The following is a 23978-nucleotide window of genomic DNA, read 5'->3' as shown; positions in this document are numbered from 1 at the left end:
GCCTCTAGAAACCCGGTACTGCGAGGCGGCGGTGCGGGGTCCCCGCGCCGACGCGCTCCCCTCACGGTATGCCTTCGCTCCGGCGGGCCCGTTCCCGGCTCGGGTCAGGTGACCCCCGGCACACCGTCCGGGCCGGGCGGCGCGCCCCGCCGCCCTTGAACACCGGACGTCCTACGTCCTAGCGTGGCGCGCGACCGGCCGCCGCAGGGACCCCCCGGCGCACCCGGACCACCGGCGAGGAGAGCGATGAGCAGCGCACCGCGGGCGAAGGCAGCCCTCCCCTACGCAGCCCTCCCCTACTACGAGCAGACCGCCCCCGGCACCGGGTGCCTGCCGCCGCGCACCGGCTACGCCCGCACCGACGCCGCCCGGCTGCCGCTCTCCGGCGGCTGGCGCTTCCGGCTCGCCCCGCGGGCGGACGCCCACGACGACTCCTTCGCGGACCCGGCGTACGACAGCGGGGACTGGGACCGGATCGAGGTGCCGGGCCACTGGGTCCTCCAGGGGCACGGGGCGCCCGCGTACACCAATACGCCCTATCCCTTCCCGCTCGATCCGCCGCGGGTGCCGGACGAGAACCCGACCGGTGACCATCTGCGGGTCTTCACGCTGCCGGCGGACTGGCCGGCGGGCGGCGAGAGCGTGCTGCGCTTCGAGGGGGTGGACTCCTGCGCCCGGGTCTGGCTGAACGGGGTGGAGCTGGGCGAGTTCAAGGGCTCCCGGCTGCCGCACGAGTTCGCGGTCGGGGGGCTGCTGCGCACCGGCCGCAATGTCCTCGCGGTACGGGTGCACCAGTGGTCCGCGGGCAGCTACCTGGAGGACCAGGACCAGTGGTGGCTGCCGGGCATCTTCCGCGAGGTGAACCTCTGGCACCGGCCGGACGGCACCGCCGCCGACCACTTCGTGCACGCCTCCTGGGACCACGAGCGGGACGAGGGCACCCTGCGCGTCGAGTCCACGGTGCCGGGGCGGGTGCGGGTGCCGGAGCTCGGGCTCGACCTCGCCACCGGGGAGTCGGCGACGTTGCCGGTCGAGCCGTGGAGCGCGGAGTCCCCGCGGCTGTACGCGGGTGAACTGGCCACCGGGGGCGAACGGGTGGGGCTGCGCGTCGGCTTCCGTACCGTCGCGGTCGAAGGCGGGCTGCTGAAGGCCAACGGCCGCCGGGTGCTCTTCCGCGGGGTGAACCGGCACGAGTTCCATCCGGAGACCGGCCGGGCCCTGGACCACGAGACCATGCGCGCCGACCTGCTCCTGATGAAGCGGCACAACATCAACGCCGTCCGCACCAGCCACTATCCGCCGCATCCGGCCTTCCTGGACCTCTGCGACGAGCTGGGGCTCTGGGTGATCGACGAATGCGACCTGGAGACGCACGGCTTCCACGCGGTCGGCTGGCGCGGCAACCCGGTCACCGAGGAGCGCTGGACCCCCGCCCTGCTCGACCGGATCGCGCGCACCGTCGAGCGGGACAAGAACCATCCCTCGGTGATCGTCTGGTCGCTCGGCAACGAGTGCGGCACCGGCGCCGGTCTCTCCGCGATGGCCGACTGGGCGCGGCGGCGCGATCCCGGCCGCCCGCTGCACTACGAGGGCGACCGGTCCTGCGCGGACACCGACCTGTACTCGCGGATGTACGCGGACCACGAGGAGGTCGGGCGGATCGGCCGCGGCGAGGACCGGGACGGACCGCCCGCCCGGGCCGAACTGCCCTTCCTGCTCTGCGAGTACGGCCATGCGATGGGCAACGGCCCCGGCGGGCTCGCCGAGTACCAGCGGCTCTTCGAGACCTATCCGCGCTGCCAGGGCGGCTTCGTCTGGGAGTGGATCGACCACGGCCTCGCCGACCCCCGCTTCGGCTTCGCCTACGGCGGCGACTTCGGCGAGGTGCTGCACGACGGCAACTTCGTCTGCGACGGCCTGGTGCTGCCCGACCGCACCCCCTCACCCGGCCTCGACGACTACAAGCGGGTCATCGCCCCGGTCCGCATCGAGGCAGGCGAGAGCACCGGTACGGTACGGATCCGCAACCTCCACGACGTCCTGGACCTCGGGCACCTCACCTTCAGCTGGGCCTACGAGGCCGAGGGCGAGGAGCTGTCCGGCGGGCGCCTGGAGGTGCCGCCGCTGGAGCCCGGCGAGCAGGCCGAGGTGAAGCTGCCCCCGGCGCCCGGCACCCCGCGCCCGGGCGGCGAGTCGTACTGGACCGTCCGCGCCGTCCTGAGCGAGCCGGCCGACTGGGCACCGCGCGGCCACGAGATCGCCTGGGGCCAGGTCCAGGACACCGCGCGCCGCTCCCCCGCCCCCGCCACCGGCACCGCCCCACGGTCCGCCGACGGGGGCCTCCTCCTCGGCCCCGGCGTCCTGGACGCCCGTACCGGCGAGCTGGTCTCGGTGGGCGGGGTGCCGGTGCGGGGGCCCCGGGTGGAGGTGTGGCGGGCGCCGACCGACAACGACAACGGCGCGCCCTGGCTGCCGGAGACCGAACTCGCCCGGCGGTGGCGGGCCTTGGGCCTGGACCGGATGCGGCACCGGGTGGACGCGGTGGAGAGCGCGGACGGGGCGGTGGTGGTGCGCGGGCGGCTGGCTCCCGACGCGAGCGACCTGGCGCTGGCGACCGAGCTGCGCTGGACCTCCGACGGCGAGCGGCTGACCGTGGCGGTGCGTGTCACCCCCGAGGGCGAGTGGCGGCTGCCGCTGCCCCGGCTCGGCCTGGGCCTCGCGCTGCCCCGGACGATGGGCGGGGTGCGCTGGTTCGGCGCCGGGCCCGGCGAGTCCTATCCGGACACCGGCGGCGGCGCCCGGCTCGGCCGCTGGCAGCGGGAGGTCGACGCGCTCCAGACCCGGTACGTACGGCCGCAGGAGAACGGCGCCCGGGCGGGGGTGCGCTGGGCCGAACTCACCGACGGCGACCGGGCCCTGCGCATCACCGGGGACCCGGAGTTCTGGTTCACGGCCCGGCGCTGGAGCACCGCCGAACTGGACGCGGCCCGCCACCTCACCGACCTGGTCCCCGGGGATTCGGTATGGGTGAACCTGGACCACGGCCAGCACGGCATCGGCTCCGCCTCCTGCGGCCCCGGCGTACTGCCCGCCCACCGACTCCGGGTGGCGCGGGCGCGGTTCGCCTTCACCTTCGAGGTGCTTCGGGGGTGAGCGGCGGGGTCCGGGGCGCGGCGTGCCAGGGATGGGCGGCAGGTTCCCAGGCGAGGCACTTCAGGGGTGAGCTGAGGCTCCGGGGTGAGGCGCTCCAGAGGGCTGAGCGGTGGCTCCCGGGCGAAGATGCTCCAGGGCTGGGCGGCGGCTCCCGGGCGAGGAGCGCCAGGGATGGGCGGCGGCTTCGCGCCAGAAGGCTGCGTGACGGTGCTCGGGTGCCCGCCGTACCGCGCGGCGGGCGCGCGGGCGGCGTGTCCGATTCCTTCAAGACCCGCGCCGCCCGCCGTGCCTACGCTGCGGAGCATGACTCCCACATTCGACGTGGTCGGCCTGGTCGCCTCCGACCTGTCCGCCACCCTCGCCTTCTACCGGCGGCTCGGGCTCGGCATCCCCGACGGCGCCGAGTCCGCACCGCACGTCGAGGTCGAACTCCCCGGCGGGATGCGGCTGCTCTTCGACTCCGAGGAGGTGATCCGCTCCTTCCAGCCCGACTGGCGGGCCCCCTCCGGCGAGGGCCGCATCGGGCTCGCCTTCCGCTGCGCGAGCCCGGCCGAGGTCGACTCCCAGCACGCGGCCCTGGTCGCGGCGGGCGCCAAGAGCGCCAAGGACCCCTGGGACGCGGACTGGGGCCAGCGGTACGCCGTGGTCCTCGACCCGGACGGCAACGGCGTCAGCCTGTACGCGGGGCTGGACGGGGCACAGGGGTAGGACCGGCACAGGGGTAGGACCGCTCGTACGGAACGGGGCCGGGCTCGCGAGATCCGGCACCGGTCCGTACGGCCGTGCCGCGAACGCCGGTTCCGCTGTCCGGTCGGCCCGGCCCGGGGACGATGCCGACACGGCCTAGGCTGGCCCCATGCGCGTCCGACTCGACGAGATCGTCTTCGACTGTGCCGAGCCCCGGAGCCTGGCGGTCTTCTGGGCCGGGCTGCTGGGCGGCGAGCCCGTGCACCGCTCCGCCGACTGGTCGTATCTGGACGCCCCGCTGGACTCTCCCGGGACCGTCCGCTTCGCCTTCCAGCGGGTGCCGGAGCCCAAGAGCGGCAAGAACCGGCTGCATGTGGACATCGAGGTGGACTCGATCCCCGAGGCGAGCCTGCGGGCCGAGGCGCTCGGTGCCGAGCGGTCCGGCGGGATCGTCACCGACGAGAACGGCTCCTTCCAGGTGCTGTACGACATCGAGGGCAACGAGTTCTGCTTCGTGCGCCCCTGAGCCCGCGGGCCCCCGCCCAGCTCTGAGCTTCGCCGGTCCCCCTGTGCGGCCGGGGGCTTCTCAACCCTCCCGGCCGAGCAGCTCGCCCAGTGGCATGCCCGTCAACTCCCGTACCTCGCGGGCGAGATGGGCCTGGTCCGCGTAGCCGGAGAGGGCGGCCGTGGTGGCGAAGGCGGTGCCCGCGCGGGCCAGGGCGAGGGCGCGCTGGAGGCGGAGGATCCGGGCGAGGGTCTTGGGGCCGTAGCCGAAGGCGGTCAGCGAGAGGCGGTGCAGCTGCCGGGTGCCGAGGCCCGCCGCCTCGGCGGTGGCGGCGACGCTGCCGCCCGCGTCCAGGGCGGCGACGAGCCGGGTGAGCAGCGGATCGGCCGGCTTGCCGCGCGCCGCCTGCCGCAGGGCCAGGGCCTCGAGCGCGGCGCCCGGGTCCCGGGCGGCGTCGACGCGGGCGGTGAACTCCCGTACCTCGGCCGCGGGCCACAGCTCGGCGAGGGGGACGCGCTGGTCGAGCAGCGCGTGCGCCGGTACCCCGAGCACCGCGGGGGCGCGGCCGGGCGGGAAGCGGACCCCGGCCATGGCGACATCCTGGCCGAGGGGTCCTTCGGCGGCGCCGGGCCGGAAGGCACGGGTGTCCGGGCCCGCCACGTAGAGGTGGCCGCGTACCCACAGCAGGTCCATGCAGCCGTCGGGCAGCACCGCGGAGAGCGGGCCGGGGCCGGGTGTACGGCTCCAGACCTGGGCGCCGTCGAGGCGGGCGGGGCGTTCGCGGTACACGTTCACCAGGCTACGCGCGGGCGCCGCGGAGGGCTCACCGCTCCTCGGGGCCCGGGCCCTCCTGGTGCGGTCTGGCGTGGGTGCGCAGGCGTCCGGTGAGGTCGTCCGGGGGCAGGAACTTCGACCAGCGCTCGGGGAACTCGGAGGGCATGTCGGGGGCGTCGTCCTCGGCGGCCTCGTCGTCCTGGCCGTACTCCGTGGGGTGCGGGGCGGGCCGCCGCGGGAGCCGCCTGAGGTGCGAGCCCTCCGGGGTCCTGCCGCCGCGGGCGGCGTGGGCCTCGCGGGCCGCCGCGGTGGCGACCGAGGGCCAGACCCGGTCGATCGCCGCGTTGACCGCGGCGCCCACCAGGACCGCGAAGGCGGAGACCCCGATCCACAGCAGTACCGCCACGGGTGCGGCGAGCGAGCCGTAGATGGAGGGGCCCTCGACGGTGTTGATCAGGTAGATCCGCAGGATGACGCTGCCGAGCACCCACATCGCGAGGGCCACGAGGGCGCCCGGGACGTCCTCCACCCAGGGTGACTTGGCGGGCACCGAGACGTGGTAGAGCGTGGTGAGGAAGACCACCGAGAGGACCAGGACCACCGGCCAGTACAGGATCTGCACGGCCGTCTCCGACCAGGGCACGATCTGCACCACCGCGTCCGGGCCCGCGACCATCAGCGGCAGCGCCACCGAGCCGATGACCAGGGCGACGAGGAAGAGCAGGAAGGCGAGCAGGCGGGTCTTGACGATGCCGCGCTCCCCGTCGAGTCCGTACATCACGGTGATGGTGTCGATGAAGACGTTCACCGCACGGGAGCCGGACCAGAGCGCGATCACGAAGCCGATCGAGATGACGTCGGGGCGGCCGCCCTTCAGCACGTCGTCCAGGATCGGCCGGGCTATCTCCTTGACGCCCTGGTCGGACAGGACGGTACGGGAGGCCTCCAGGAGGTTGGTCTGCAGGCTCGCGATGGTGTCGGTGCCGGTCCAGGCGTCCACGTAGCCGAGCAGGCCGACGATGCTGAGCAGCAGCGGCGGCACGGACAGCAGCGTGAAGAAGGCGGCCTCGGCGGCCAGGCCGAGGACCCGGTACTCGATGCAGGAGTTGACGGTGTCCTTGAGCAGCAACCAGGCGGTCCGTCGTTTGGACACGTTCCGGTAGAGGACGCGGGCCCGGTGGAGCCGGCCCCCGGCGGGTGTTTCCTTGGCGTGCTGCACCTCCTTACCGTATCGGCATGGCAGCGCGCACTCATACCGTGACCAACCAGGTCCCGCCCCTGGTGGAATACGACGTCTTCACGGCGGACCGGGCCCTGGCGGAAGGCGTCGCACGGCATGCCGACCCCCTGCTCCTCGACGGGATCCGGGAGGAGCTGTCCGGACTGGGCCGCTCCGCGGGCTCGGCGCAGGTGCAGGAGTGGGCCGAGCTGGCCAACACCCACACCCCGCGGCTGCGCACCCACGACCGCTTCGGCAACCGCGTCGACGAGGTGGAGTTCCACCCCTCCTGGCACCGGCTGCTCGGCAAGGGCGTGGCCGCGGGGCTCACCGACGCCTGGACGCGGCCCGCGGGGCATCTGCGGCGCGCGGCGGGCTTCCTGATCTGGTCGCAGGCCGAGGCCGGCAACGGCTGCCCGCTGTCGATGACGCACGCCGCGGTGCCCGCGCTGCGCGCCGACCCGGCGCTGGCCGCCGCGTGGGAGCCGCTGCTGACCTCGCGGGTCTACGAGCAGGGGCTGCGCCCGGCCGGGGAGAAGGCCGGGGTCCTGTTCGGGATGGGGATGACGGAGAAGCAGGGCGGCAGCGACGTCCGGGCCAACACCACCGAGGCCACCGCGCTGGCCGCCGAGGGCGAGTACACGCTCACCGGGCACAAGTGGTTCTGCTCGGCGCCCATGTCGGACGGCTTCCTGGTCCTCGCGCAGGCCGCGGGGGGCCTGACCTGCTTCCTGGTGCCGCGGGTGCTGCCCGACGGCAGCCGCAACGCCTTCGCCCTCCAGCGGCTCAAGGACAAGCTGGGCAACCGGTCCAACGCCTCCGGCGAGGTCGAGTTCGACGGGACCTGGGCGCGGCGGGTGGGCGAGGAGGGGCGCGGGGTGCGGACCATCATCGAGATGGTGGCGGCGACCCGGCTCGACTGCGTGCTGGGCTCCGCCGCCCTGATGCGGCAGGCCGTCGCGCAGGCCACCCACCACTCGGCCCACCGGGAGGCCTTCGGCGGGCGGCTGATCGACAAGCCGCTGATGCGCAACGTCCTCGCCGACCTGGCCCTGGAGTCGGAGGCGGCGACGGTGCTCGCCCTGCGGCTCGCGGCGGCCTGGGACGAGGGCGGCCCCCGCGAGCGCGCCCTGCTGCGGCTCGCGGTCCCGGCGGCGAAGTTCTGGGTGACCAAGCGGTGCACCCCGGTGACCGCGGAGGCCCTGGAGTGCCTGGGCGGCAACGGCTATGTGGAGGAGTCCGGGATGCCGCGGCTGCTGCGCGAGTCGCCGGTGAACTCGATCTGGGAGGGCTCGGGCAACGTCCAGTCCCTCGATGTCCTGCGGGCGCTGCAACGCGAGCCCGAGGCGGTGGCCGCCTTCCTGGAGGAGGTGGGCGCGGCCCGCGGCGCCGACCACCGGCTGGACACGGCGATCAAGGAACTGCTCACCGAGCTGGCCGACCTGGAGGGCATCGAGGCCCGGGCCCGCCGGGTCGTCGAGCGGATGGCCCTGGTGCTCCAGGGCTCCCTGCTCGTACGGCACGCCCCGGCCGAGGTCGCGGACGCCTTCTGCGCCTCCCGGCTCGGCCGCGACTGGGGCTCCGCCTTCGGCACCCTGCCGCGGGGACTGCACCTGGCCGCGCTGGTGGAGCGGGCGAGGCCGGAGGTGTAGGGGCGCGGCCCGGAGTGGAGCGGGCGCGGCCCGGGAAGGAGCGGGCGCGGCCCGGGGTCTGAGGGCGGCTCGGGGTGCCGGGGTCCCGCGGCCCCGGTACCGGCGGCCCGGCCAACCGGACCCGGCTTCCGGCCGCGCCGCGGACGTGATTCGCTGGGCGCCATGACCCTCACCGTCACCACCTGGTCCCTGGAGCAGAACTCACCGGACGAGCAGCGGCCCGCGAGCGCGCCCCGGGAGGAGGTGCGGATCGTCCGCGCCGAGGTGCCCTCCGCCGAGTTCAGCCGCTTCCTCTACACGGCGGTCGGCCAGGACGTGCGCTGGACGGACCGGCTCGGGCTCCCGTACGAGCAGTGGCAGCGGGAGATCTCGGGGCCCGGGGCGGAGACCTGGGTGGCCTATGTGCGCGGGACGCCCGCCGGGTACGCGGAGCTGGCGGCCCGCGAGGAGGGCGTGGTGGAGATCGTCTACTTCGGCCTGATTCCGGCTTTCCGGGGGCGGGGCATCGGCGGCCACCTCCTCGGCATCGCGGTGGCCCGGGCCTGGGACCTGGCCGGGCGCCACCCGGGGCTGCCGCCGACCAAGCGGGTCTGGCTGCACACCTGCAGCAAGGACGGTCCGCACGCCATGGACAACTACCTGCGCCGGGGCTTCACGCTCTTCGACACGGCGGTGACCGAGGAGCCGGACACCGCGGACCCGGGCCCCTGGCCGGGCGCCTTCCCCGCCCCGCGCGACTGAGCCGGGGCCGGATCCCGGCCGGTCCGCACCGGCGGGGCACGCCCGGGCCCGGGCCGGAGTCAAGACCGCGTACGGCCGATGTGACCACCACCACGCCATCCCGCAGAGCGAGACAATGACGTCCATATAGTGGATGTCGGTGGACTCCCCCGAGATCGCCGTGCCACGCTTCCGTCATGTCTCGAGCTGGAATTGCCTTGGTGAGTCGGCGGCACGTCGACCTCGGCCGCCTGTCCAGCGCCATCTGTCCGGCGCGCTGACACCTCCAGCAGCACCCGAGAAACCTTTCCCCGTACTCGTGCAGAGCCGCACGTGCGTCTTCGCACGCGCCCGTACCCGCACGTCAGAGCCGCCCCCAGCCTGTCCGAAGGACGTATCGCCATGGCTACCCCCCAGCAGTCCGACTCCGCCGCGCCGCGCCGCAAGGCGAGCCGTCATCGCGGCGAGGGTCAGTGGGCCGTGGGGCACCGCACTCCGCTGAACGGCAACGAGCAGTTCAAGAAGGACGACGACGGTCTCAATGTGCGGACGCGCATTGAGACGATCTACTCCCGGCGCGGATTCGACTCCATCGACCCCAACGACCTCCGCGGCCGGATGCGCTGGTGGGGCCTGTACACCCAGCGCAAGCCCGGCATCGACGGCGGCAAGACCGCGATCCTGGAGCCGGAGGAGCTGGACGACAAGTTCTTCATGCTCCGGGTGCGCATCGACGGCGGCCGGCTGACCGCCCAGCAGCTGCGCGTCATCGGCGAGGTCTCCCAGGAGTACGCCCGCGGCACCGCCGACGTCACCGACCGGCAGAACATCCAGCTGCACTGGATCCGCATCGAGGACGTCCCGGCGATCTGGGAGAAGCTCGAAGCCGTCGGCCTGTCCACCACCGAGGCCTGCGGCGACTGCCCCCGCGTCATCATCGGCTCGCCGGTGGCGGGCATCGCCGCCGACGAGATCATCGACGGCACCCCCGCGGTGGACGAGATCCACGAGCGCTACATCGGCTCCAAGGAGTTCTCCAACCTGCCGCGGAAGTTCAAGACCGCCATCTCCGGCTCCCCGGTGCAGGACGTGGTCCACGAGATCAACGACATCGCCTTCGTCGGCGTCGAGCACCCCGAGCACGGCCCCGGCTTCGACCTCTGGGTCGGCGGCGGCCTGTCCACCAACCCGCGCCTGGCCGAACGGCTCGGCACCTGGGTCCCGCTGGCGGAGGTGCCCGACGTCTGGGCCGGGGTCGTGGGCATCTTCCGCGACTACGGCTACCGGCGGCTGCGCACCCGCGCCCGGCTGAAGTTCCTGATGGCCGACTGGGGCCCGGAGAAGTTCCGCCGGATCCTCCAGGACGAGTACCTGGGCCGGGAGCTGCTCGACGGCCCGCCCCCGGCCGAGCCCCGCTCCCGCTGGCGCGACCACATCGGCGTGCACCGGCAGCAGGACGGCAACTTCTACGTCGGCTTCGCCCCGCGGGTGGGCCGGGTCGACGGTGCCACCCTGGCGAAGATCGCCGACCTCGCCGCGGCACACGGCTCCGACCGGCTGCGTACCACCGTCGAGCAGAAGATGATCGTCCTCGACGTGGCCGAGGACCAGGTCGACTCGCTGGTCTCCGGTCTGGAGTCGCTCGACTTCCAGGTCAGGCCCTCGCCCTTCCGGCGCGGCACCATGGCCTGCACCGGCATCGAGTTCTGCAAGCTGGCGATCGTGGAGACCAAGGCCCGCGGTGCCGCGCTCATCGACGAACTGGAGCGCCGGATGCCCGAGTTCGAGGAGCCGGTCACCATCAACCTCAACGGCTGCCCGAACGCCTGCGCCCGTATCCAGACCGCGGACATCGGCCTCAAGGGCCAGCTCGTCCTGGACGGGGACGGCAACCAGGTCGAGGGCTTCCAGGTGCACCTCGGCGGCTCGCTCGGCCTCCAGGCGGGCTTCGGCCGCAAGGTGCGCGGGCTGAAGGTCACCGCGGACGAACTGCCGGACTACGTCGAGCGTGTGCTCACCCGCTTCCAGGAGGAGCGCGAGCAGGACGAGCGCTTCGCCGCCTGGGCGGCCCGCGCCTCCGCGGAGGCCCTGTCATGAGCGAGCGCGCGGCACCCTTCTACTGCCCCTACTGCGGCGAGGAGGACCTGCGGCCCGGCGAGCAGGGCCACGGCGCCTGGGAGTGCGCGGACTGCAACCGGGCCTTCCAGCTGAAGTTCCTCGGGCTGCTGGCCCGCGGGCTCACCCCGGGCGGCGGCCCGGGCGACGGAGGGGAGACGGCATGACGACGATCCCGACGGCGAGGGACCTCGAACCCCTCGCCCGACAGGCCGGCCGGGACCTCGAAGAGGCCTCGGCCCTCGACATCCTGCGCTGGGCGGCGGACACCTTCGGCGAGCGCTTCTGCGTGACCTCCTCGATGGAGGACGCGGTCGTCGCGCACCTCGCCTCGCGTGCCCGGCCCGGCGTGGACGTGGTCTTCCTGGACACCGGCTACCACTTCCCCGAGACCCTCGGCACCCGGGACGCGGTGGAGGCGGTGATGGACGTCAACGTCCTCACCCTCACCCCGCGGCAGACGGTCGCCGAACAGGACGCCGCGTACGGGCCGAAGCTGCACGACCGGGACCCGGACCTGTGCTGCGCGCTGCGCAAGGTGCAGCCGCTCCAGGAGGGCCTCGCCGGTTACCAGGCCTGGGCCACCGGGCTGCGCCGCGACGAGTCGCCGACCCGGGCGGACACCCCGGTCGTCGGCTGGGACGAGAAGCGGCAGAAGGTCAAGGTCTCCCCCATCGCCCGCTGGACCCAGGACGATGTCGAGGCCTACGTCGCCGAACACGGCGTACTGACCAACCCCCTGCTGACGGACGGCTACGCCTCCGTCGGCTGCGCGCCCTGCACCCGCCGGGTGCTGGAGGGCGAGGACGCACGTGCCGGCCGCTGGGCCGGAACCGGCAAGACGGAATGCGGGCTGCACGGATGAGCGACGAGAAGACCCCGGGCGCGACGGTCTGGCTGACCGGGCTGCCGAGCGCGGGCAAGACCACCCTCGCCAACGAACTCGCGGGGCGGCTGCGCGCCGAGGGCCGCCGCACCGAGGTGCTGGACGGCGACGAGATCCGCGAGTTCCTCTCCGCGGGGCTCGGCTTCAGCCGCGAGGACCGGCACACCAATGTGCAGCGGATCGGCTTCGTCGCCGAACTCCTCGCCCGCAACGGCGTCCTGGTCCTCGTCCCGGTCATCGCCCCCTTCGCGGACAGCCGCGAGGCCGTCCGCAAGCGGCACCAGAGCCAGGGCACCGGCTACCTGGAGATCCATGTGGCCACCCCGGTCGAGGTCTGCTCCGTACGCGATGTGAAGGGCCTGTACGCGAAGCAGGCGGCCGGTGAGATATCCGGACTCACCGGAGTCGACGACCCCTACGAGGCACCCGTCTCACCGGACCTGCGGATCGCCTCGCACACCCAGAGCGTGCCGGAGTCCGCCGCGGACCTGTACGCGCTGCTGACCGAGAGGGGCCTGGCATGACGACGACCGCGACCAGCCCGCACGAGGGCACCGGCTCTCCCTACGCGCTCTCCCACCTGGACGCGCTCGAGTCCGAGGCGGTGCACATCTTCCGTGAGGTGGCGGGCGAGTTCGAGCGGCCGGTGATCCTCTTCTCCGGCGGCAAGGACTCCATCGTCATGCTGCACCTGGCGCTGAAGGCCTTCGCGCCCGCCGCGGTGCCCTTCTCCCTGCTGCACGTCGACACCGGGCACAACTTCCCCGAGGTACTGGAGTACCGGGACCGCACGGTCGCCGAGCACGGGCTGCGGCTGCATGTCGCCTCGGTGCAGGAGTACATCGACGCCGGGAAGCTGCGCGAGCGGCCGGACGGCACCCGCAACCCGCTGCAGACGGTGCCGCTGACCGACGCCATCCGCGAGCTGCGCTTCGACGCGGTCTTCGGCGGCGGGCGGCGCGACGAGGAGAAGGCCCGCGCCAAGGAGCGGGTGTTCTCGCTGCGCGACGAGTTCTCCCAGTGGGACCCGCGCCGCCAGCGCCCCGAGCTGTGGCAGCTCTACAACGGCCGGCACGCGCCCGGCGAGCACGTCCGCGTCTTCCCGCTCTCCAACTGGACCGAGCTGGACGTCTGGCAGTACATCGCCCGGGAGCGGATCGCGCTGCCGGAGATCTACTTCGCCCATGAGCGCGAGGTGTTCCGGCGCCAGGGCATGTGGCTGACCGCCGGCGACTGGGGCGGCCCCCGCGAGGAGGAACCGGTGGAGACCCGCCTGGTGCGCTACCGCACGGTGGGCGACATGTCCTGCACCGGCGCCGTGGACTCCGAGGCCACCACCCTGGCCGCCGTGATCACCGAGATCGCCGCCTCCCGGCTCACCGAGCGGGGCGCGACCCGCGCCGACGACAAGATGTCCGAGGCCGCGATGGAAGACCGCAAGCGCGAGGGGTACTTCTAGAGATGACCAGCATCAGCGAGCCGCTCGCCGGGCTCTCGGCGACCACCCTGCTGCGCTTCGCCACCGCCGGATCCGTGGACGACGGCAAGTCGACCCTGGTCGGACGGCTGCTGCACGACTCCAAGTCGGTGCTGACCGACCAGCTGGAGGCCGTCGAGCGGGTCTCCCTCGGCCGCGGCCAGGAGGCACCCGACCTCGCCCTGCTCACCGACGGGCTGCGGGCCGAGCGCGAGCAGGGCATCACCATCGACGTGGCCTACCGCTACTTCGCCACCGCCCGGCGCCGGTTCATCCTCGCGGACACCCCCGGGCATGTGCAGTACACCCGCAACATGGTCACCGGCGCCTCCACCGCCGAGCTGACCGTGGTCCTGGTCGACGCCCGCAACGGCGTGGTCGAGCAGACCCGCAGGCACGCCGCGATCGCCGCCCTGCTGCGGGTGCCGCACGTGGTCCTCGCGGTCAACAAGATGGACCTGGTCGACTACCGGGAGTCCGTCTTCGCCGCCATCGCCGAGGAGTTCACCGCCTACGCCGGGGAGCTGGGCGTCCCCGAGATCACCGCGATCCCGATCTCCGCGCTCGCCGGGGACAATGTCGTGGAGCCCTCCGCGCACATGGACTGGTACGGCGGCCCCACCGTCCTCGAACACCTGGAGACCGTCCCGGTCAGCCACGACCTGGCCGAGTGCCACGCGCGCCTGCCGGTGCAGTACGTGATCCGGCCGGGGACCGCCGAGCACCCCGACTACCGCGGCTACGCGGGCCAGATCGCCGCCGGGACCTTCCGGGTCGGCGAGGAGGTCACGGTGCTGCCCTCCGGCCGCAGCTCGACGATCACCGGGATCGACGTACTCGGCGAGCCGGCCGAGGCCGCCTGGACCCCGCAGTCGGTGACCCTGCTGCTCGCCGACGACATCGACATCTCCCGCGGCGACCTGATCGTGCCGAGCCACGATGTGCCGCCCGCCTCGCAGGACATCGAGGCCACCGTCTGCCATGTGGCCGACCAGCCGCTGACCGTCGGGCACCGGGTGCTGCTCAAGCACACCACCCGTACCGTCAAGGCGATCGTCAAGGAGATCCCCTCCCGGCTGACCCTGGACGACCTCTCCCAGCACCCCGCGCCGGGGCAGCTGGTCGCCAACGACATCGGCCGGGTGAAGGTGCGTACCGCCGAACCGCTCGCCCTGGACGCGTACGAGGACTCCCGCCGCACCGGCTCCTTCCTGCTGATCGACCCGGCCGACGGCACCACGCTGGCCGCCGGGATGGCGGGCGAGTCCTTCGCCGCCGAGGCGGCGCGCGAGGTCCGACCGGACGACGAGGGCTGGGACTTCTGAGATGCGACTGCCCGGATTCTTCGTGACGTTCGCCAAGGAGGGCGGCCGCGTCGGCAGCGGCGCCCTCGGCAGCGGACAGGGCGGGGTCGCGCGATGTGTGCGCTGACGTACGCGCACTGCCTGCGCGCCCGCACCCCCCGCACACCTTCCGAACCTGCCGACCTCCCGGCCGCGCCGTAGCCGCGCCGTGCCGGTCCGACGAGAGGACCCCCTCCCGTGCCAGCCCACAGAACCACCCTGCGCCGCGGCCTGACCGCCCTGGCCGCCCTGCCCCTGCTCGCCCTGGCCGCCACGGCCTGCGGCTACGGGTCCGAGTCGGACGACAGCTCCGAGAACCAGAAGGTCGCCGACGGGGCGAAGAAGATCGACGGCCTGGACTCCGTCAAGATCGGCTACTTCCCGAACCTGACGCACGGAACGGCGCTGGTGGGCGTGGAGCAGGGCTTCTTCCAGAAGGCCCTGGGAGGCACCAAGGCCTCCTACGCCACCTTCAACGCCGGTCCCTCGGAGATCGAGGCGCTCAACGGGAAGTCGATCGACATCGGCTGGATCGGCCCCTCCCCCGCGATCAACGGCTACACCAAGTCCCAGGGCAAGAACCTGCGCATCATCGGGGGCTCGGCCTCCGGCGGGGTGAAGCTCGTGGTCGACCCGAAGAAGATCAAGACCCTGGACGACCTCAAGGGCAAGAAGATCGCGACCCCGCAGCTCGGCAACACCCAGGACGTGGCCTTCCTCAACTGGATCGCCGAGAAGGGCTGGAAGGTCGACGCGCAGAGCGGCAAGGGCGATGTCACCGTCGTACGCAGCGACAACAAGGTGACCCCGGACGCCTTCAAGGGCGGCTCCCTCGACGGCGCCTGGGTGCCGGAGCCGACCGCCTCGAAGCTGGTCTCCGACGGCGGCAAGGTGCTGCTCGACGAGGCCGACCTGTGGCCGGACAAGAAGTTCGTGATCACCAACATCATCGTGCGGCAGGGCTTCCTCAAGGAGCACCCGAAGGCGGTCGAGGCCGTGCTGAAGGCCGCCGTCGACGCCAACGAGTGGATCGGCAAGAACCCGGACAAGGCCAAGGCCTCGGCGAACAAGCAGCTGGAGGCGGACTCGGGCAAGGCGCTGCCGCCCGAGGTGCTCGACCCGGCGTGGCAGTCGATCCAGTTCACCAACGACCCGCTCGCCGCCACCCTCGACACCGAGGCGGACCACGCGGTCAAGGCCGGGCTCCTGGAGAAGCCGAACCTCAAGGGCATCTACGACCTCAGCACCCTCAACAAGGTCCTGAAGGAGCGGGGCGGCAAGCCCGTCGACGACGCCGGTCTCGGCGTCCGCTGACCCCGTACCCGACGAGTCCCCAGGAGGTGACGACCATGGCCACATCCACGACCCTCGCCAAGGCCGACGAGTCCGTGGCCCACGCGGCACGTCTCGATCATGTCTCGAAGTCCTTCCCGGGCCCGAGCGGACCGCAGCTCGTCCTGGACGACATCAGTCTCGATGTCGCGCCCGGCGAGTTCGTCACCCTCCTGGGGGCCTCCGGCTGCGGCAAGTCCACCCTGCTCAATCTGGTGGCCGGGCTCGACCGGCCCACCGCGGGCTCCCTCACCACCGACGGCCGCCCCGCCCTGATGTTCCAGGAGCACGCGCTCTTCCCCTGGCTCACCGCCGGGAAGAACATCGAACTCGCCCTGAAACTGCGGGGGGTCGCCAAGGCGGAGCGCCCCGGCAAGGCGCGGGAACTGCTTGAGCTGGTGCGGCTGAAGGGCGCGTACGGCAAGCGGGTGCACGAGCTCTCGGGCGGGATGCGCCAGCGGGTGGCCCTGGCCCGCGCGCTGGCCCAGGAGAGCAAACTGCTCTTGATGGACGAGCCCTTCGCGGCGCTCGACGCCATCACCCGGGACGTCCTGCACGACGAACTGACCCGCATCTGGGCCGAAACCGGTGTCTCGGTCCTCTTCGTGACACACAACGTCCGCGAGGCCGTCCGGCTCGCCCAGCGGGTGGTCCTGCTCTCCTCCCGGCCGGGCCGGATAGCCCGCGAGTGGACCGTCGACATCCCCCAGCCGCGCCGCATCGAGGACGCCCCCGTCGCCGAACTGTCCCTCGGCATCACCGAAGTCCTGCGCGAGGAGATCCGCCGTCATGGCCAGCACTGAGACGAAGACGACGGAGCGTACGGGACTCGCCGGTATCGAGGCGGGCCTCGACGCCCTGGAGTCCACGGCGGCCAGGCGTACGCCCTGGCGGCAGACCTTCACCGAGAAGATCCTGCCCCCGGTGATCGCGGTGGCCGTCGTCCTGGTGGTCTGGCAGGCGCTGATCTCGCTGAAGATCGTGGACGATCCCACCAAGCTGCCCTCGCCCGGGGCGGTCGGGGACCAGTTCGCCGAGTCCTGGCGCAAGGGCGAACTCCTCGGCTACATCTGGACCAGCGTCTCGCGCGGCCTCCTCGGCTTCGCCTTCGCCCTGCTCATCGGCACCCCGCTGGGACTGCTCGTGGCCCGGGTGAAGTTCGTCCGCGCGGCCATCGGACCCATCCTGTCCGGGCTCCAGTCGCTGCCGTCGGTGGCCTGGGTGCCGCCCGCGGTGATCTGGCTGGGCCTCAACAACTCGATGATGTACGCGGTGATCCTGCTCGGCGCCGTGCCCTCCATCGCCAACGGCCTGGTCTCCGGGGTGGACCAGGTCCCGCCGCTGTTCCTGCGGGCGGGCCGCACCATGGGCGCGACCGGGCTGAAGGGCGTCCGGCACGTCCTGCTGCCCGCCGCGCTGCCCGGCTATGTGGCGGGCATGAAGCAGGGCTGGGCGTTCTCCTGGCGCTCGCTGATGGCGGCGGAGATCATCGCCTCCTTCCCCGATCTGGGCGTGGGGCTCGGCCAGTTGCTGGAGAACGGCCGCAACGCGCTCGACATGGCGATGGTCTTCGAGGCGATCCTGCTCATCCTCTTCGTCGGCATCGCCATCGACCTGCTGATCTTCAGCCCCCTGGAGCGCTGGGTGCTCCGCAGCCGCGGACTCCTGGTCAAGAGCTAGGCCGTATCCGGAAAGTCCCGCCCGATCCGGACCGAGGACCCTCGCCCCTTCTCCGCCACTCCCCCGAAAGGCCCCGCACGTGCACGCTCCCGCCCTCGTCGTCATCGCCCACGGCAGCCGCGATCCGCGGCATGCCGCGACGGTGCACGCCCTGGTGGAGAGCGTGCGCGCGCTGCGCCCCGGGCTGCGGGTGGAGACGGCCTTCCTGGAGTTCACCTTCCCCTCCGTGCCGGCCGCCCTGCGGCGCCTGGCGGCGGAGGGGGTACGGGACGTCGTCGCCCAGCCCCTGCTGCTGAGCCACGCCTTCCACGCCAAGTCCGACATCCCCGCGGTCCTGCACAAGGCCCGCGGCGGCCTGCGCATCCGCCAGGCCGAGGTGCTCGGCCCCTCGCCGCTGCTGCGCACCGCCCTGGAACGCCGCCTCGCCGAGGCCGGGGTGCGCCGCGCCGAGCGGTCCCGTACCGGGGTGGTGCTCGCCGCCGCGGGCTCCTCGGACCCGGCGGCACTCGCCGTGATCGAACGCCTCGCCCGCGACTGGCAGTCCACCGGCGGCTGGCAGGCGGTACTGCCCGCCTACGCCTCCGCCTCACTCCCCCGCACCGAGGACGCGGTACGCGAGCTGCGGGCCCGGGGCGCCGAGCGGGTGGCCGTCGCCCCGTACGTCCTCGCCCCCGGTTTCCTGCCGGACCGGATCGCCGCCGGGGCCGCGGAGGCCGAGGTACTCGCCGGGGTCCTCGGCGCCGCGCCGGAGGTGACAAGGCTGCTGCTGCGCCGCTACGAGCAGGCCCTGCTCCCGACCTCGGCGGCGCTCGGCGCCTAGCGGTCCCCCGGCGCCTCCTCAGCCGAAGTCGATGCCGCCCGTCCGCCCCCGCTTGAGCTCGAAGAAGTCGGGGTTGCGGGCCAGTACCCGGAAGCTGTCGAAGAGTTCGAGCGCCGCCGGGCCGCGGGGGGTCGCGCGCAGGACCGGGCCGAACCAGACCGCGCCGTCGACATGCAGGGTCGGGGTGCCGACATGGCCCTCGGTGCCGGGGAGCAGGGCCGCCTCGTGGCTGCGGCGGACCGTCTCGTCCCAGGAGGGGTCGTCGGCCGCGGCGGCGAGGGAGGCGGGCAGCCCGGTCTCCGCGAGGGCGGTGGTGATCGCCCCGTCGTAGTCGCGGTCCTGACCCCGGACGTACCCCGGGAAGTGGAAGCAGTTGCCGAGGGCGGTGTACAGCTCGCGCAGGATCCCCTCGCCCTTGGCCTCGGTGGCGGCCGCCGCCACCCGCACCACGCGGAGGGACTGGTCCACGGCCCTGCGCTGCCAGTCGGGCAGCTGCCTGCCCTCGTTGTGCAGATACAGGCTCATGAGGTGCAGGCGCAGATCGAGCGGGCGCTGCCGCTCGACTTCGAGGAGCCAGCGGAAGGTGATCCAGGTGTACGGGGACACGGGGTCGAACCAGAAGTCGACGCGGGGGGTTTCCTCGGTGGTCATGGTGGCGACGGTAGTCCTCAACTCCCTCTGGTGTCCCGGGTGTTGCGGCCCCGGCGGGCCCCGGCTCACTCCTCGGTCAGCTCCACCAGCTTGCGGACGGTGTTCCAGTTCCGGGTGGTGGCGATCAGTCCCTCGGTGAGGGCGGGCCGGGCCAGCGCCGGGGCCAGCTTGGAGCGTCCGAGGCCCTCGGGGGCGTAGAGGTAGAGGACCCGGTCGCCGAGCCGGAACTCCTCGGGGAGGAACTGCGCGGGGTCGAGCGCGGCGAAGCGGGACTCCTCGACCGGCTCCGAGTAGTAGGTGGCGTGCAGTTGGCGGCCTTCGAGGCGCTCGGCGGGGAAGGGGCAGGCCTCGGCCACGGCCCGCAGATAGCCGTGGTCGCGCACCAGGCACTCCACCGCGAAGCCGTACTCCCGGGCGAGGGCCCGGCCCAGCTCGGCGGCGAGGGCCCCGGTGTCCCGCTCCTCGCTGCGGAAGACCGCGTTGCCGCTCTGCAGATAGGTGCGCACCTCCCGGTGCCCGAGGCCTTCGAGCAGGGCGCGCAGCCCGGCCATCGGCAGCTTCTTGCCGCCGCCCACGTTGATGCCGCGCAGCAGCGCCGCGTATGTCGTCATGCGGGCCACGATAGGACGGGGCGGTGACACCGCCCGCCCGGAGCGCACACCACGCCGCAGGGCGGGCGCGCCGGAGGGGCGGCCGGCGTACGGGGAGGACGGGCGGGCGCACGAGAAGGCGGCCGTCGCGCCCCGTGGGGGCGGGCGCGACAGCCGCCTGCTCACCGGTGCGGCCCGGGAGCGTCCTCCCGGGCCGACCCGTTGCGTGCTGTTACTCCACGACCTTCAGGAGCTTGTTCGGCGTGCCCTCACCCGGGTTGCTGATCTTGTCCGGGGTGGCACCGTCGGTCAGCGCCGTGGCGACGTCGGCCGGGGCCGCGTCGGGGTGGCCGGCCAGGTACAGGGCAGCCGCGCCCGCGACGTGCGGGGTGGCCATCGAGGTGCCGGAGATGGTGTCCGTGGCCTCGTCGTCGGTGTTCCAGGCGGAGGTGATGTCCGTGCCCGGGGCGTAGATGTCGACGGCCTCACCGTAGTTGGAGAAGTCCGACTGCTCGTCGTCCTTGGTGCTGGACGCCACGGTGATGGCTTCCTTGACGCGCGCCGGGGAACCCTCGGTCGGGGAGGACTCGTTGCCCGCGGCGACCGCGTAGGTCACGCCGGACTCGATCGACTTCTGCACGGCCGCGTCCAGGGCCTCGTCGGCGCCGCCGCCGAGGCTCATGTTGGCGACCGAGGGGCCCTCGTGGTTCTCGGTGACCCAGTCGATGCCCGCGACGACCTGCTCGGTGGTGCCCGAGCCGTTCTCGTCGAGCACGCGGACGGCGACGATCTTCGCCTTCTTGGCGAGGCCGTACTTGGCACCGGCGATGGTGCCCGCGACGTGGGTGCCGTGGCCGTACTCGTCGTTGGCGTCGTCGTCGTTGTCGACGGCGTCGAAGCCGGAGGAGGCGCGGTCCTCGAAGTCGGTGTGCGTGTAGCGCACGCCGGTGTCGATGACGTACGCGGTGACGCCCTCACCCGCGGAGTCCGGGTAGTTGTAGGCGTTGTCGCCCGCGGTGTCCTCCTGGTCGACCCGGTCCAGACCCCACGACGGCGGGTTCTCCTGGGTGGCGCTGATGGAGAACTTGTGGCTCTGGACGACCTTCTCGACCGCCGGGTCGGCGGCGAGGCGCTTGGCCTCGGAGGTGCTCAGGCCGGTGGCGGAGAAGCCGTTGACCGCGGAGTCGAAGCCGCGCTTGAAGGTGCCGCCGTACTCCTTGGCGAGACCCTTGCCCTCGGAGGCCGCCTTGATCTTCGCGCCGCCCTTGAGCATGACGATGTAGCTGCCCTTGATGGCGCCCTTGGCCTCGGTGCCGTAGACCTTGCCCTCGGCGGGGGCCGCGCCGGCGACCGATCCGGCGAAGACGGAGACGCCGACGGCCATGCCCGCGGTGGCGATGGCGGCGGTCAGCTTGAGGGAACGCGAACGCTTGTGAGTTGCCATGAAGAGAGGTCTCCTCGTGGTGTGTGGGGGGATCCGGGGATCGCGCAAGCTTTGCTGTCGCAAGCCCCGTACTCCCGGAGAATCTCCGGGTGTTGGGAGAAAACCCTGACCGATTGTCGGGGCCAGATCAAGACCTTCATACAGCTGTGACGTTTTCAACAAGCGGCTGTAATAACAAATCACCCTGCTCCTGACAGAGCTGACATCACGCTCCGCCGCGGTGTGACCTGGGCAACGTGAAGCCCATCTAGGTGTAAGGGGCCCGGATCCTTCCCCGTACGGAGCCGACCTGTCCCCTGGGAGGAGGGGCCGCGGCGGCGGTTCACCTGCCGGCACGAGGAAGGGCGGACGCGGCGGCCGTAAGTTTTCCGTGAAGGCGACGGCGCGGTGCCGTCCCAGGCACAGCTAGGGGGAGAGCCCGTCATGGGGAACACACACACGCGGGTCCGGGGCATAGCCGCCCGGGCCGGCGGATGGAGCGCGCGGCACCGATGGGCCGCGGTCGGCATCTGGGTGCTCTTCGTCGTCCTGTCCCTGGGAATCGGCACCGCGGTCGGCTCGGTCGAGGTCAAGGACAGCGACCAGCTCAGCGGCGAGACCAGCCGGGCGGCACAGATCGTCGAGGAGGCGGGCATCGAGGAACCCGCGAGCGAGAGCGTCCTCCTCCAGTCGAAGGACGGCGGGCCGAAGGCCACGGACCCGGAGTTCCGCAGCGCCGTCGCCGCGGTGATCAAGGCGGTCCGGGGCACCGGCGAGGCGGTCGACGTCACCTCGCCCTACACCGCGAAGACGATCTCCGCGGACGGGCGCAGCGCGCTGGTCCAGTTCGACATGCGCGGGGAGGCGGACACCGCCGGGGACCGGGTGGAGCCGGTGCTCGACGCGGTCGCCGGGGTGCAGGAGAAGCATCAGGAGCTGCTGATCGAGGAGATCGGCGGCGCCAGCATGAACAAGACCTTCGACGACGCCTTCGGTGACGACTTCCAGCAGGCGGAGATCTCGGCGGTGCCGGTCGCCCTCGGCATCCTGCTCATCGCCTTCGGCGCACTGGTCGCGGCGCTGCTTCCGGTGGCGCTCGCGGTCACCGCGATCATGGCGACGATGGGGCTGATGGCCGTGGTCAGCCATGTCCAGCCGATGAGCGAGACCGCCAGCTCGGTGATGCTCCTGGTGGGCATGGCGGTCGGCGTCGACTACTGCCTCTTCTACCTGAGGCGGGAACGCGAGGAGCGGGCCGCCGGACGGGACGCGGCGACCGCGCTGCGGATCGCGGCGGCGACCAGCGGCCGGGCCGTGATGGTCTCCGGTGTCACGGTGTGCGTGGCGATGGCGGGCATGCTCTTCACCGGGCTCGCCGAGTTCGAGGCGATGGGCCTCGCCTCGCTGATGGTGGTCGCGGTCGCGATGGTCGGTTCGGTGACGGTGCTCCCGGCGCTGCTCTCGCTGCTCGGCGAGCGGGTGGAGAAGGGCCGTATCCCCTTCCTGAGCCGTAAGGACCGCCGGACGGGCGGCGGCGAGAGCAGGCTGTGGCGCGGGGTGCTGCGGGTGGTGCTCGCCAAGCCGGCCGTCTCGCTGGGCGTCGCCACCTGCGCCCTGCTCGCGGTCGCGGCCCCCGCGCTCGGGATGAAGACGCAACAGCTCACCCTGGACCAGGAGTTCGGCAAGGACCTGCCGATCGTCGCCACCTACGACCGCCTCAACAAGGCCTTCCCCGGCGGCAGCGACCCGGCCGAGGTGGTGGTCGCGGCCGAGGACATCACCTCCCCCGCCGTCCGCGGCGCCCTGGCGGACTTCCGGAGCCAGGTGGTCGAGGCGGGCGCCTCGCACGGTCCGGTGGACGTCAAGGTGCACGAGAAGCAGAACATCGCCTTCGTCTACGTACCGCTGGTCGGCGGCTCCGACATGGACAAGGCCGAGCACAGCCTCCAGGTCATCCGGGACGAGGTGCGCCCCGCGACGCTCGGCACGGTGGACGGGCTGGAGGCGCCGGTGACCGGTCAGGTGGCGGGCTCCCACGACTTCAACGAGCAGCTGGTGGGCTCGGTCGCCCCGGTCTTCGTCTTCGTGGTGGTCTTCGCCTTCGGCCTGATGCTGCTCTGCTTCCGCTCGCTGACGATCGCGCTCACCTCGATCGTGCTCAACCTGCTCTCGGTGGGCGCGGCCTACGGCATCCTGGTCGCCGTCTTCCAGCACGGCTGGGGCGCCTCGCTGGTGGGTGCCGAGGGCGTGGGGGCGATCGTCACCTGGCTGCCGCTCTTCCTCTTCGTCATCCTCTTCGGCCTCTCGATGGACTACCACGTCTTCGTGGTCTCCCGGATCCGCGAGGCGAAGGTCCGCGGGCGCAGCACCAAGGACGCGATCACGCACGGCGTGGTGACCACGGCCGGGGTGGTGACCAGCGCGGCGGTGATCATGGTCGCGGTCTTCGCCATCTTCGGCACGCTGTCCATGCAGTCGATGAAGCAGATGGGTGTCGGCCTCGCCGCGGCGGTCCTGATCGACGCCACGGTGATCCGCGGGGTGCTGCTGCCCTCGGTGATGGCCCTGCTCGGCGAGCGCAACTGGTATCTGCCGAAGTGGATGCACCGCCTGCCGGACCTGACCCACGACGAGCCGGAGCCGCCCGCGGCCCCGGAACCGCCGCGGCCGGCCCAGGACCATCGGGTCGGGGTCTGAGCGGGGCGCGGGAGCGGGCGGCTCGTACGTGAGCGGAAGCATCCGTACGTGAGCGGGAGCGCCCGCAGGAGGTCCGTATAGAAGGGGAGCCCCATAAGAGGAGGAGCCGCCGCTGAGAAGCGGACCCCGTACACATGCGCTCTCCCTCTGTACGGACTTCGTACAGAGGGAGAGCTGCGGTACCGGGAGAGCCCCCGAGGAGCGGTACAAGAAGCGGTGCGCGGCCGGGAGTTGTCCCGGCCGCACACCGCGTC

Annotated in this window: 22 protein-coding genes; 17 read left to right on the top strand and 5 right to left on the bottom strand. The window is 72.6% G+C overall.

The window, feature by feature from the left end:
• The first annotated feature begins 246 nt into the window (after positions 1-246).
• The 3 genes from HFV08_RS25425 to HFV08_RS25415 all read left to right on the top strand — a co-directional run bounded on the left by HFV08_RS25425 (position 247) and on the right by HFV08_RS25415 (position 4366).
• Entirely contained in the window at positions 247-3153 is a 2907-nt protein-coding gene (locus HFV08_RS25425; RefSeq protein WP_168542804.1) for a glycoside hydrolase family 2 TIM barrel-domain containing protein, read from the top strand.
• Positions 3154-3456: 303 nt separating this feature from the next.
• Entirely contained in the window at positions 3457-3861 is a 405-nt protein-coding gene (locus HFV08_RS25420; protein WP_168542803.1) for a VOC family protein, read from the top strand.
• Positions 3862-4009: 148 nt separating this feature from the next.
• A complete protein-coding gene (locus tag HFV08_RS25415; protein WP_168542802.1) occupies positions 4010-4366 on the top strand; it encodes a VOC family protein in 357 nt (118 codons plus the stop codon).
• Positions 4367-4426: 60 nt separating this feature from the next.
• Here the strand turns inward: HFV08_RS25415 and HFV08_RS25410 are convergent, their stop codons facing one another.
• Positions 4427-5134 (bottom strand): helix-turn-helix domain-containing protein, encoded by a 708-nt coding sequence (locus tag HFV08_RS25410; RefSeq protein ID WP_168542801.1) that lies wholly within the window; start codon positions 5132-5134, stop codon positions 4427-4429.
• Positions 5135-5168: 34 nt separating this feature from the next.
• Positions 5169-6338 carry a YihY/virulence factor BrkB family protein gene (locus HFV08_RS25405; RefSeq protein WP_168542800.1) on the bottom strand — a complete coding sequence of 390 codons (1170 nt, stop codon included), beginning with the start codon at positions 6336-6338 and terminating at the stop codon, positions 5169-5171.
• Positions 6339-6355: 17 nt separating this feature from the next.
• Here HFV08_RS25405 and HFV08_RS25400 point away from each other — a divergent pair, with 17 nt between their 5' ends.
• The 13 genes from HFV08_RS25400 to HFV08_RS25340 all read left to right on the top strand — a co-directional run bounded on the left by HFV08_RS25400 (position 6356) and on the right by HFV08_RS25340 (position 18363).
• Entirely contained in the window at positions 6356-7990 is a 1635-nt protein-coding gene (locus HFV08_RS25400) for an acyl-CoA dehydrogenase family protein (protein WP_168542799.1), read from the top strand.
• Positions 7991-8152: 162 nt separating this feature from the next.
• Positions 8153-8731 (top strand): GNAT family N-acetyltransferase, encoded by a 579-nt coding sequence (locus HFV08_RS25395; RefSeq protein WP_168542798.1) that lies wholly within the window; start codon positions 8153-8155, stop codon positions 8729-8731.
• A 176-nt stretch (positions 8732-8907) separates the two neighbouring features.
• Positions 8908-8991, top strand: a complete 84-nt coding sequence (locus HFV08_RS32425) for a putative leader peptide (RefSeq protein ID WP_312885822.1) — start codon at positions 8908-8910, stop codon at positions 8989-8991.
• Between the two features lie 121 nt (positions 8992-9112).
• Positions 9113-10807 carry a nitrite/sulfite reductase gene (locus HFV08_RS25390; RefSeq protein WP_168542797.1) on the top strand — a complete coding sequence of 565 codons (1695 nt, stop codon included), beginning with the start codon at positions 9113-9115 and terminating at the stop codon, positions 10805-10807.
• Positions 10804-10992 (top strand): hypothetical protein, encoded by a 189-nt coding sequence (locus tag HFV08_RS25385; protein WP_040246495.1) that lies wholly within the window; start codon positions 10804-10806, stop codon positions 10990-10992. Before HFV08_RS25390 ends, HFV08_RS25385 begins: the two co-directional genes overlap by 4 nt.
• A complete protein-coding gene (locus tag HFV08_RS25380) occupies positions 10989-11690 on the top strand; it encodes a phosphoadenylyl-sulfate reductase (RefSeq protein WP_168542796.1) in 702 nt (233 codons plus the stop codon). Before HFV08_RS25385 ends, HFV08_RS25380 begins: the two co-directional genes overlap by 4 nt.
• The gene (gene cysC, locus HFV08_RS25375) at positions 11687-12235 is read left to right on the top strand and encodes an adenylyl-sulfate kinase (protein WP_168542795.1); all 549 of its coding nucleotides are present in this window, start codon (positions 11687-11689) and stop codon (positions 12233-12235) included. The genes HFV08_RS25380 and cysC overlap by 4 nt, the downstream gene beginning before the upstream one ends.
• Positions 12232-13170 carry a sulfate adenylyltransferase subunit CysD gene (gene cysD / locus HFV08_RS25370; protein ID WP_040246499.1) on the top strand — a complete coding sequence of 313 codons (939 nt, stop codon included), beginning with the start codon at positions 12232-12234 and terminating at the stop codon, positions 13168-13170. Before cysC ends, cysD begins: the two co-directional genes overlap by 4 nt.
• Before the next feature lie 2 nt (positions 13171-13172).
• Positions 13173-14513 (top strand): sulfate adenylyltransferase subunit 1, encoded by a 1341-nt coding sequence (locus tag HFV08_RS25365; RefSeq protein ID WP_168542794.1) that lies wholly within the window; start codon positions 13173-13175, stop codon positions 14511-14513.
• Between the two features lie 216 nt (positions 14514-14729).
• A complete protein-coding gene (locus tag HFV08_RS25355; protein ID WP_168542793.1) occupies positions 14730-15845 on the top strand; it encodes an aliphatic sulfonate ABC transporter substrate-binding protein in 1116 nt (371 codons plus the stop codon).
• Between the two features lie 35 nt (positions 15846-15880).
• Positions 15881-16666 carry an ABC transporter ATP-binding protein gene (locus HFV08_RS25350; protein WP_040246506.1) on the top strand — a complete coding sequence of 262 codons (786 nt, stop codon included), beginning with the start codon at positions 15881-15883 and terminating at the stop codon, positions 16664-16666.
• Positions 16653-17543 carry an ABC transporter permease gene (locus HFV08_RS25345; RefSeq protein ID WP_168542792.1) on the top strand — a complete coding sequence of 297 codons (891 nt, stop codon included), beginning with the start codon at positions 16653-16655 and terminating at the stop codon, positions 17541-17543. Before HFV08_RS25350 ends, HFV08_RS25345 begins: the two co-directional genes overlap by 14 nt.
• 79 nt (positions 17544-17622) lie before the next feature.
• Positions 17623-18363, top strand: coding sequence for a sirohydrochlorin chelatase (locus tag HFV08_RS25340; RefSeq protein ID WP_168542791.1), 741 nt, complete (start codon positions 17623-17625; stop codon positions 18361-18363).
• 18 nt (positions 18364-18381) lie between these two features.
• Here the strand turns inward: HFV08_RS25340 and HFV08_RS25335 are convergent, their stop codons facing one another.
• From HFV08_RS25335 to HFV08_RS25325, 3 genes are all read right to left on the bottom strand, one after another.
• Positions 18382-19014, bottom strand: coding sequence for a mycothiol-dependent nitroreductase Rv2466c family protein (locus tag HFV08_RS25335; RefSeq protein WP_168542790.1), 633 nt, complete (start codon positions 19012-19014; stop codon positions 18382-18384).
• Positions 19015-19079: 65 nt separating this feature from the next.
• A complete protein-coding gene (locus tag HFV08_RS25330) occupies positions 19080-19625 on the bottom strand; it encodes a DUF1697 domain-containing protein (RefSeq protein WP_168542789.1) in 546 nt (181 codons plus the stop codon).
• Between the two features lie 211 nt (positions 19626-19836).
• The gene (locus tag HFV08_RS25325; RefSeq protein ID WP_040246513.1) at positions 19837-21048 is read right to left on the bottom strand and encodes a S8 family peptidase; all 1212 of its coding nucleotides are present in this window, start codon (positions 21046-21048) and stop codon (positions 19837-19839) included.
• Between the two features lie 423 nt (positions 21049-21471).
• Here HFV08_RS25325 and HFV08_RS25320 point away from each other — a divergent pair, with 423 nt between their 5' ends.
• Positions 21472-23724 carry an MMPL family transporter gene (locus tag HFV08_RS25320; RefSeq protein ID WP_168542788.1) on the top strand — a complete coding sequence of 751 codons (2253 nt, stop codon included), beginning with the start codon at positions 21472-21474 and terminating at the stop codon, positions 23722-23724.
• The last annotated feature ends 254 nt before the right edge of the window (positions 23725-23978 follow it).

It is taken from the genome of Streptomyces physcomitrii, assembly GCF_012273655.1.
GTDB lineage: Bacteria > Actinomycetota > Actinomycetes > Streptomycetales > Streptomycetaceae > Streptomyces > Streptomyces physcomitrii.
The sequence above is the reverse complement of the archived record's forward strand: the minus strand, read 5'-3'. Positions and strand labels throughout refer to the sequence as shown.

What these genes read in the sequence shown, in the direction of transcription:
- HFV08_RS25365 (WP_168542794.1), top strand. Translation starts at nt 13,173, where the DNA reads ATGACCAGCATCAGCGAGCCGCTCGCCGGGCTCTCGGCGACCACCCTG.
- HFV08_RS25390 (WP_168542797.1), top strand. Translation starts at nt 9,113, where the DNA reads ATGGCTACCCCCCAGCAGTCCGACTCCGCCGCGCCGCGCCGCAAGGCG.
- HFV08_RS25400 (WP_168542799.1), top strand. Translation starts at nt 6,356, where the DNA reads ATGGCAGCGCGCACTCATACCGTGACCAACCAGGTCCCGCCCCTGGTG.
- HFV08_RS25415 (WP_168542802.1), top strand. Translation starts at nt 4,010, where the DNA reads ATGCGCGTCCGACTCGACGAGATCGTCTTCGACTGTGCCGAGCCCCGG.
- HFV08_RS25345 (WP_168542792.1), top strand. Translation starts at nt 16,653, where the DNA reads ATGGCCAGCACTGAGACGAAGACGACGGAGCGTACGGGACTCGCCGGT.
- HFV08_RS25330 (WP_168542789.1), bottom strand. Translation starts at nt 19,625, where the DNA reads ATGACGACATACGCGGCGCTGCTGCGCGGCATCAACGTGGGCGGCGGC.
- HFV08_RS25385 (WP_040246495.1), top strand. Translation starts at nt 10,804, where the DNA reads ATGAGCGAGCGCGCGGCACCCTTCTACTGCCCCTACTGCGGCGAGGAG.
- cysD (WP_040246499.1), top strand. Translation starts at nt 12,232, where the DNA reads ATGACGACGACCGCGACCAGCCCGCACGAGGGCACCGGCTCTCCCTAC.
- HFV08_RS25350 (WP_040246506.1), top strand. Translation starts at nt 15,881, where the DNA reads ATGGCCACATCCACGACCCTCGCCAAGGCCGACGAGTCCGTGGCCCAC.
- HFV08_RS25425 (WP_168542804.1), top strand. Translation starts at nt 247, where the DNA reads ATGAGCAGCGCACCGCGGGCGAAGGCAGCCCTCCCCTACGCAGCCCTC.
- cysC (WP_168542795.1), top strand. Translation starts at nt 11,687, where the DNA reads ATGAGCGACGAGAAGACCCCGGGCGCGACGGTCTGGCTGACCGGGCTG.
- HFV08_RS25395 (WP_168542798.1), top strand. Translation starts at nt 8,153, where the DNA reads ATGACCCTCACCGTCACCACCTGGTCCCTGGAGCAGAACTCACCGGAC.
- HFV08_RS32425 (WP_312885822.1), top strand. Translation starts at nt 8,908, where the DNA reads ATGTCTCGAGCTGGAATTGCCTTGGTGAGTCGGCGGCACGTCGACCTC.
- HFV08_RS25335 (WP_168542790.1), bottom strand. Translation starts at nt 19,014, where the DNA reads ATGACCACCGAGGAAACCCCCCGCGTCGACTTCTGGTTCGACCCCGTG.
- HFV08_RS25380 (WP_168542796.1), top strand. Translation starts at nt 10,989, where the DNA reads ATGACGACGATCCCGACGGCGAGGGACCTCGAACCCCTCGCCCGACAG.
- HFV08_RS25320 (WP_168542788.1), top strand. Translation starts at nt 21,472, where the DNA reads ATGGGGAACACACACACGCGGGTCCGGGGCATAGCCGCCCGGGCCGGC.
- HFV08_RS25420 (WP_168542803.1), top strand. Translation starts at nt 3,457, where the DNA reads ATGACTCCCACATTCGACGTGGTCGGCCTGGTCGCCTCCGACCTGTCC.
- HFV08_RS25325 (WP_040246513.1), bottom strand. Translation starts at nt 21,048, where the DNA reads ATGGCAACTCACAAGCGTTCGCGTTCCCTCAAGCTGACCGCCGCCATC.